8 protein-coding genes are annotated in these 8,320 nt (G+C 71.3%); 7 read left to right on the forward strand and 1 reads right to left on the reverse strand.

All coding sequences use genetic code 11. From position 1 onward, the window contains the following. Positions 1–100: 100 nt before the first annotated feature. From ABZ783_RS37145 to ABZ783_RS37170, 6 genes are read left to right on the forward strand one after another with little or no spacing between them, the layout of a single operon-like run. The gene (locus tag ABZ783_RS37145; protein WP_357447840.1) at positions 101–1,366 is read left to right on the forward strand and encodes an amidohydrolase family protein; all 1,266 of its coding nucleotides are present in this window, start codon (positions 101–103) and stop codon (positions 1,364–1,366) included. Beyond that, positions 1,363–1,776 (forward strand): nuclear transport factor 2 family protein, encoded by a 414-nt coding sequence (locus ABZ783_RS37150; RefSeq protein WP_357447843.1) that lies wholly within the window; start codon positions 1,363–1,365, stop codon positions 1,774–1,776. Before ABZ783_RS37145 ends, ABZ783_RS37150 begins: the two co-directional genes overlap by 4 nt. Further along, positions 1,773–2,774, forward strand: a complete 1,002-nt coding sequence (locus ABZ783_RS37155) for an NADPH:quinone oxidoreductase family protein (protein WP_357447846.1) — start codon at positions 1,773–1,775, stop codon at positions 2,772–2,774. The genes ABZ783_RS37150 and ABZ783_RS37155 overlap by 4 nt, the downstream gene beginning before the upstream one ends. Next, positions 2,771–3,100, forward strand: a complete 330-nt coding sequence (locus ABZ783_RS37160; protein ID WP_357447849.1) for a TIGR04076 family protein — start codon at positions 2,771–2,773, stop codon at positions 3,098–3,100. Before ABZ783_RS37155 ends, ABZ783_RS37160 begins: the two co-directional genes overlap by 4 nt. Further along, on the forward strand, positions 3,100–4,098 hold the full coding sequence (locus ABZ783_RS37165) for an LLM class flavin-dependent oxidoreductase (protein WP_357447852.1): 999 nt from the start codon (positions 3,100–3,102) through the stop codon (positions 4,096–4,098). The genes ABZ783_RS37160 and ABZ783_RS37165 overlap by 1 nt, the downstream gene beginning before the upstream one ends. A 21-nt stretch (positions 4,099–4,119) precedes the next feature. Next, a complete protein-coding gene (locus ABZ783_RS37170; RefSeq protein WP_357447855.1) occupies positions 4,120–5,247 on the forward strand; it encodes an alpha/beta hydrolase in 1,128 nt (375 codons plus the stop codon). Between the two features lie 82 nt (positions 5,248–5,329). Here ABZ783_RS37170 and ABZ783_RS37175 read toward each other — a convergent pair whose 3' ends face one another. Beyond that, positions 5,330–5,965 (reverse strand): XRE family transcriptional regulator, encoded by a 636-nt coding sequence (locus ABZ783_RS37175; RefSeq protein WP_148804786.1) that lies wholly within the window; start codon positions 5,963–5,965, stop codon positions 5,330–5,332. Positions 5,966–6,674: 709 nt separating this feature from the next. Between ABZ783_RS37175 and ABZ783_RS37180 the strand changes: the two genes are divergently transcribed. Then, a partial coding sequence (locus ABZ783_RS37180; protein WP_357447858.1) for a zinc ribbon domain-containing protein occupies positions 6,675–8,320 on the forward strand: 1,646 nt, incomplete at its 3' end.

Below are 8,320 nucleotides of genomic sequence, written 5' to 3' on the forward strand. Positions count from 1 at the left end.
ACGGCGACCCGCGTACCCGCGACCCCGACGCGGTACGCCGGGACGTCGCCGAAGGGTACGTCTCCGCGCAGGCCGCCCGCGAGCTGTATGGAGTGATCGCATGAGCGCCGCCTCTGCGCCCGAGCCGTCGAGCCTGCTGCTCGGCAACTGCACCGTGCTCGACGCCCGCGTCGTGGAGGGCATGACGCCCATCGCCGACGCGGGGGTGTGGGTCCACGGCGACCGGATCGCCGCCGTCGGCCCGTACGCCGATGTGGCGGCCCAGGCGCGGGCCGCCAGCCCGCCGACCGAGGTGGACCTCGACGGCGCCCATCTGACGCCCGGGCTGGTCAACATGCACACCCACTTCTCCCTGTCGCTGCCCGGCAGCGGCGGCGACAACGTGAAGGGGATGGGCCCGCACGACCTCGCCTACTACATGGCCGACGGGGCAAGGCGGACGCTGCACTGCGGGGTGACCACGGTGCGGTGTGTCGCCGAGAAGGACCACGCCGACTTCGCGCTGCGGCGCGCCATCGCCGCCGGACGCACGCCAGGCCCCCGGATCTACACGGCCGGACGCGCGTTGGTCTGCACCGGCGGGCACGGCCACGAGAGCAGCGACACCATCGAGTGTGACGGGCCGGTCGGCTTCCGGCGGGGCGTACGCAGCCAGATCAAGGCCGGCGCGGACCTGATCAAGGTGATGATCTCGGGTGGCATCGCCGGTGAGCACGAGGGCATCCACACCCCGCAGCTCTTCGCCGACGAGCTGGCCGCGGTGCTGGAAACGGCGCACGCCTGGGGGCGCAAGGTGACCGCGCACGCGGGCCCGGCCGAGGTGATCGGCACCGCGGTGGAGCTCGGGCTGGACTGTGTGGAGCACGGCTACCGGCTCACTCCGCAGGTCGCGGCACGGATGGCCGAGCGGGGCACGGCACTGGTGCCGACGCTGCTGGTGACGCGGTGCAAGGAGTTCTTCGACGAGCTCGGGGTCCCGGAATGGATGCAGTGCCGCTCGCTGGGCGCCGGGCCTCGGCACCTGGAGAGCTTCGCGATGGCGATCGCCGCCGGTGTGGAGGTGCTGCTCGGCAGCGACATGCCCCCGTTCTGGCATTTCGAGGGCACCAACGCCTCGGTGCGGGAGCTGGAGTACATGGCGGAGCGGATCGGGCCGGCGCGAGCGATCCACGCGGGCACCCTCGGGCCCATCCGGTGGCTCGGCGCCGAGAGCGACCTCGGCACGGTGCAGGTGGGCAAGCTGGCCGATCTGATCGCGATGGACGACGACCCGCTCGCTGACACCTCGGCGTTCCGCAAGGTGCTGTGGGTGATGAAGGGCGGCCATGTCGCCCGGGACGACCGGGCCGCGGGAGGTGCGCGGTGACGTTCGTGGAGGCCGGCGCGGCGGCCATCGCCGCCGGGATCGACGACATGTACGAGGCCTTCCTCGCGGGGGACCGACCGCGGTTCGACGCGCACCTGCATGCCGATGTGACCACCTGGGAGACCCACCTGCCCGGGCCGCTGCGTACCCGGGAGCAGCTGGACGCGTACCGCGATCAGCGGGACGCCGCCAGCCAGCGACCGCGGCTGGCGGTGCTCGCCGCGCGGGACAAACGCGTCGACGTGTGGGGTGAGGTCGGCGTCGCCCGCTACGTGCTGGTCGCGCAGGCACACGCGGAGCAGGCACCGCAGTTCACCCGAGTCACCGATGTGCTGCGCCGGATCGACGGCCGGTGGCTGATCGTGCACCACCACGCCGAGCTGCTGCACGACCCGGTGGAGGCCACGTGACGCGCCGGCTGGTGGCCGACCGGACGGGTGAGCCGGCGGAGGTCCTGTCCGTCGTCGACCTGCCGGACGATCCGCCCGGCCCCGGCGAGGTGCAGCTCGCTGTCCGTACCGTCGGCCTGAACTTCCTCGACGTGTCCCTCTGCCGGGGCGAGTACCCGGTGCGGCCGACCCCGCCGATGACCCCCGGGGTGGAGGCGGCTGGCCGGGTCGTCGCCGCGGGCGTCGGCGCCGAACACCTGCTCGGTCAGGAGGTCATCGCCTGCCCGACGCTGCCGCGTGGCGCACTCGGCGACGCGGTGACGGTCGACGCCGCGGTGGTGGTGCCCCGCCCGGCCACGGTGGATCCGACGATCGCGGCGGCCCTGCCGGTCACGTACCAGACCGCGTGGTTCGCCCTGGAGCGGGCAGGTGTCGCCGCCGGCCAGACGGTGCTGGTGCACGCGGGCGCCGGCGGCGTCGGCATCGCGGTCACCCAACTCGCGGTCGCCCGGGGCGCACGGGTCATCGCCACCGCCGGCGGTGCCCGCAAGACGGCCGTCTGCCGCGCCGAAGGTGCGGCGGTGGCGTTCGACTACACGACCGGGGATTTCGTTGCGGCCGTGCGGGAGGCTACCGACGGTCGGGGTGCCGACGTGATCATCGACCCGGTGGGCGGCGATGTGCTCGCCCGGTCGCTGGACTGCCTGGCGTTCGAGGGCGCGGTCGTCACCGTCGGCGCCGCCGGCGGTCCACCAGCGCCGGTCGACCCCGGTCGGCTGATCGCGGCGAACGCCACCCTGATCGGGCTCTCCTGGGGCTCCCAGTACCCGTGGCAGCGTGCCACGGCGGTGCGGGCGGCCTATCAGGCCCTGTTCGACCTGTACGGGTCCGGTGCGATCCGGCCGCGGGTCAGCAGGGTGGTGCCGCTGGACGACGTGCCGGCGGCGCTGAGCGAGCTGGCCGACCGAAGGACCATCGGCAAGATCGTCGCGCGGGTCGAGGAGGGGGAGGGGCAATGACGGAGACACCGGACGGCGACATGGAGATCTACGACCTCAAGGTGACTGTGGACCGCATCGAGGGGCGGTCGGTCTGCGCCATGGCGGTCGGTGACTGGTTCGAGCTGACCAACAGCGCCCACCTACGGCTACCCGAGGGCAAGCACTTCTGCGTGTACGCGCTCGCCTCGGTACTGCCGTTCCTCGCCGCGAAACAGCGCGACCTGGCGGCCGGGGACTGGCTGGCCCAGGACTCCCACTTCGCCTGCCCTGATCCCGAGGAGCGACTGATCATGAAGGTGGAACGGACCTGCCGGCGGCGGATGAACTCCTCGGAGTTGACCTGATGGCCGTCGAGATCGGGCTCGGGCTGCAGAGCGACAAACCCGCCGGCGCCTACGCCCGGCTGGCCCGCGCCGCGGAGTCGTACGGCTTCGACGTGCTGACCGTCTTCGGTGACCTGATGTACCAGCCGCCGATCTTCCCGCTGCTGGAGATGGCTCAGGTGACCAACCGGGTCCGGCTCGGAGCGGCGTGCCTCAATCCCTATTCCCTGGCCCCGTACGAGATCGCCGGCCAGGTCGCCGCGCTCGACCTGGCGTCGCAGGGGCGGGCGTACCTAGGGCTGGCCCGCGGCACCTGGCTCGGCGCGGTGGGACTGGCCCAACCGAAGCCGCTGACCGCGATCGAGGAGGCGGCGGCCGTCGTCTACCGCCTGCTGTCCGCCGACCGAGCCGGCTACGCGGGGCGCGTCTTCTCGCTGGCCCCCGGCACCGCGCTGCGCTACCCCGTGCAGCGGCCGGATCCGCCGCTACTGGTGGGCGCCTGGGGCCCGCAGGGGGCAGCCCTCGCCGGCAGAATCGCGGACGAGATCAAGGTGGGCGGCAGCGCCAATCCCGACATGGTGCCGGTCATCCGCGACCGGGTCCGGGTCGGCGCGGTCAAGGCTGGGCGGAACGTCGAGGACATCGGTATCGTGCTCGGCGCCGTGACGGTCGTTGACGCCGACGGCGAAGCGGCCAGGGCCAAGGCCCGCACCGAGGTCGCCATGTATCTCGCGGTCGTGGCGGAACTCGACCCTACCGTCGTGCTGCCCAGGGACCTGATGGAGCAGGTCGGCAAGCTGGTCGATGCGGGTGACCACGAGGCGGCGGGCCAGCTGATCCCGGACGAGGTGCTCGACCGGTTCGCCTTCTCCGGCACCCCAGCCCAGGTCGCCGCACAGGCCCAGGCACTCATCGACGCCGGGGTCCGTCGGGTCGAGTTCGGCACACCGCACGGGCTGACCGACGAACACGGCGTGGAGCTGCTCGGCTCCGCCGTCCTGCCCCTGCTGCGCAGGTAGCCCGAGAGAGAGGAGCGGCCGGTGCGGCTGGTCGTCGTGGTCGGACCCGGATTGGTGGCCGACACAGCGGTGCTGAAGTCACTCACCACCACCACGTGCGCGGAACTCGGCGTAGCCGGCCGGCTGGTGACCGCCAACGCACCCGACGACGTCCGGTCCCTGGTTGCGGCAGCAGATTCGCCGCTGGTGGTGCTGCCCGGTCCGACACCCGAGGTGCGTGCCCTCATGGGTGCCGTCCCACATGTGGTGTGGTACGACCTCACCGTCGAGTCACCCGTTGCCGGTGCCGCCCATCTGCACGGGCGCGGTGTCTGGGGCCTGGCCTGGGCGATCCGGCACGCCGTCCACCGCCTCCGGTCGCCGGCCGCCCGCATCGCCTACGGGCCGCACCCAGACCAGTGGGGCGAGCTGCGGCTCCCGGCCCGCACGAGCGAGGATCCGGCTCCGGTCGCGGTGCTGCTGCACGGCGGTTTTTGGCGGTCCGTCTGGGCGGCGGACCTGATGGACGCCCTCGCCGTCGACCTCGCCGACAGCGGGTACGCGTCGTGGAATCTGGAGTACCGGCGCCCGGACCGACATGGCTGGGACGCCACCACAACCGACGTCGCGGCGGGCATCGCGGCGCTCGCCGGAGTCGCCGATGACCGACCGCTGGACCTGGAGCGCGTCGCGGTCCTCGGCCACTCGGCCGGGGGCCAGCTGGCGTTGCGGGTTGCGGGGGACCTGGCCGCTGCCTCCGCTGCGGAAACCCGGGACGCCACCATCGGTCCGGAGCGAACCGTCTCGGCGGTAACGCTCGCGGTGTCGTTGGCCGGCGTCCTCGACCTGGCCGAGGGCGAACGGCGGCAACTCGGCGAGGGTGCGATCTCCACAGCCCTCGGCGGGACACCCGCGACGGCATGGCGGCGGTACGCGGCGAGCGACCCGATCGCTCGGGTGCCGCTCGGGCTCCCGACCCTGGTGGTGCAAGGAGCCGACGACAGTCTCGACCTCGTCGACATCAACCGCCGATATGCCGTGGCCGCCCGCGCGGCGGGAGACGACATCAGCTACCTGGAGCAGCCGGGCAACCACTTCGACGTCATCGATCCCGGCTCGGCCATCTGGCGCGCCACCATGGCTGCCGTGGACCGCCGCTTCGGCCGCTGAGAACCCAGAGGCCACTCTGCGAGGACGGCTTGTTTCACGCTCGTGAACAGCCGCGTGCCGACCGACCAGGCGAGCCTCACAGTCAGAACAACCGTGGCGTCACCACCGACACCACGGTCGTCACCGAGTCGGTGTCGTTGTAGATCCGGTGCGGCACCGAGGAGCGCAGATGCACGCTGTCGCCCGGCCGCAGCCGGTGTTCGACCCCGTTCACCTCGTAGAGCAGTTCGCCTGAAATGACGTAGGCGAACTCCTCGCCAGCGTGGCCGTACGCGTTCTCCCGGCGACCGCCGGGCGCGATGTGCACCAGCATCGGCTCAAGGACCAGGTCTGGTCCCCGCTCCGACAGCATCCGGTACGTCTGCTGCCCGGACACGTACTCGGTGGCGGCGGTCTCCGCCCTGGTGAGCGTGAAATGCGTGGGAAGCGGGGTGACGGATCCCGGCGAGGAGTCGGCGCCGGAATCGAAAAAGTCCGCCACCGAACAATCCAGAGCTTTCGCGACGCTGCCGAGCGCGGTCAGGCCGATGGACGAGATGCCTCGTTCGACCTGTGAGAGGAAGCCGATCGACAAGCCGGAGCGGGCGGCCAGGCCACGCAGCGTCAGCCCGCGTTCCTTGCGGTACTGCCGGATGCGCGCCCCCACCTGACCGGCCGGGGTGTCGTCCGCCACGCCGCCGTCCGGGCGGGTCTGCTCCCGAACCGGGTGGCTCTCCATCGACCGCACGGGGCCTCCTGTCGCGGTTGGCGGGAGGTCCCGCCGCGTTTGTTCGATGGTATCGAACTTTGGGGCACGCACGGCAACCCCGCCCGCCGGGTTCTCGACCGACGACCGGAGCTCTGCGGCGGCCATCCCGGACCGGTAGGGACCTTGAGGGCTGGGCGCACGCCGGTCATCTCCGAGAACGCGTACCGCTTGTCCGGATGCAAGGAGGTCGTGGACATTCCGATCCAGGCGTCGCCACACGTCGCGAGGACGACGCCGCTCGGGTTGAAGGTAGCCACGTCGATGCGCTGGGTGACGTACTCGGCGTACGTGTAGAAGGCCCCCCGCTCTGGGATGTCGGCCGAGCACGTCTTGTTGAGGTCGTAGAGCGCGCGCCGGTGCTGCGCCGTGTCACCGAGTTCCGCCATCGTCGTGAACCTGGTGCCCGACGTTCGCGCCCGTTGCAGGTAAGGCTCGAATTCCGCGTCGTCGAACTTTCCACGTCCAGTTCAAGTCGTACCCAGGCTAACCGATTTGATATCGATGATCAGTGATCATAGATTGGTCTGTGTGGAACGTTTTCGGCTTTCCAGGGCCGGGAAGCGTGTCGGTGTTCACCCCGTGGCGTATCACGTTCGGGTTGGCTCGGGGAGGGTTCCGGTGGTGTGGGGGCGGCGGTAGGGCCGGTGTTTCTGTGGATCGGTGTTGAGGCGTTGAGTCGGTGAGCGGGAAGCTGCGGCTGGCCGAGGGTGAGGCGGCCCGGACCGCGTGTGCCCGCGCTGTGCTGCGCACCGGTGTGGACGAGGAGACCGGTGAGGTCCTGTCTGCGGCGGTGTTGGCGCAGCGGGTCGGTTGGTGTGCTGATCTGGTGGCGGGCATGGTGGCCGCGCTGATCGGCGCGCATTGGAACACCGTGGATGTGGAGGTGTTGGCGGCCGGGGTGGATGCGGGTGGACGGCGGTTGCCGTCGCACGCGTGGATGGCGTTACGGCGTCTGGGCTGGACGATCGTTCCGCCAGGCGGTGTGAGGGTCAATGACCGGATCGTGCGGATGGCGCAGGAGCAGGCGGGGCGTGCGCTGCGGTCGGTGAAGTGGCGCGCTGACGTGACCGCCGGGGTCCTGGCGGCGTGGCCGGCCGATCCGCGTAGGCGCACCCCCGCCGAGTGGGACCAGGTCCGCCAGGCGATCCCGGGCGGGCAGTATCTGCCATCCAATGTGATCAAGGGCCGCACCCGGCAGGCTGCCACGTTCGCCAAGGCCAAAGGTCGCCTGCCGGTGGATGTGTTCGAGTTGGAAGGCGTCCCGCGGATCGGGCGGATGCTGCTGCTGGCCGCGTGTGACCGGCAGCAGGCCACCATCGAGCGCAGCGACACCGACCCGGCGAGAGCGCTGCTGCGGCTGCAACTGCCCACCCGTCCGGATCCGCGAGGGTATCGGGACTGGACGTGGGTCGAGTGCCCGATCAGGCTGCCGTCCACGGTTCCCGCCTCGGCGGTGCTGCACCTGCCCACCCTCCGCGTCACCGACGGGACGGTGCGTGCCGACCTGGCGTACACGCATGCCGTGCCGAAGGCCCGGGCCACCGGTCACTCGGTGGCGCTTGGCGTGGACTGGGGTCTCAACACGCTCCTCAGCGCCGGCGCCCTACGACTACAGCCGGACGGGCGGGTCACGGCGTTGGGGGCTGGTGGACAGTTCCGCGCCGCCGGCATCCTGGCCAAGCAGCACCGCCTGCGCCGCCATAGTGAGCGGCTGCATGCGAAGGCCGACCAGTACGCGCGGCTGCTCGGCGGCCGCCCCGACGAGCAGTTGAGGGCGAAACGTGAGGTGCTGGCCGGCGAGATCCGCCACGTGTCCGCCCGCCGCGCGAACTTGAATACCGCGCTCGCGTGGGCTGCCGCCCGCTGGGCCGTCGACCAGGCGATCGCCGCCCGGGCGACGGTGATCTATCTGGAAGACCTGCGGTCGATGGAAGCGCGGGGCATGGGGCACAGCCTGAACACGCGTCTGTCCCAACAGGTCCGCGGAAAGATCAGCGATCGGATGCGGCACCTCGCCGCCGAGCACGGTATCGCCGTGGTCACCGTCCCCGCCCGGAACACGTCCAAGCACTGTCCGCAATGTTTGACCCCGCTGCAGCACCGTAAAGCCCCCGACCGGCCCACCACACCGGGATGGAAATGGGCCATCTGCCCCAACACCGGGTGCGGTTGGCAGGGAGACCGGGACCACGGTGCCTGGCGGCGTATCGCCGCCCGTGGCCTGACCCATCAGGGCAAGACCGTCATCGACAAGACCACCGGCGCCATGGCGATCCGCACGGTCGTCGACGAACTCGAAGCCGCAGCCGTCATCACCCCCAGCAC

It is taken from the genome of Micromonospora sp. NPDC047738 (genome assembly GCF_040642675.1).
GTDB lineage: Bacteria > Actinomycetota > Actinomycetes > Mycobacteriales > Micromonosporaceae > Micromonospora.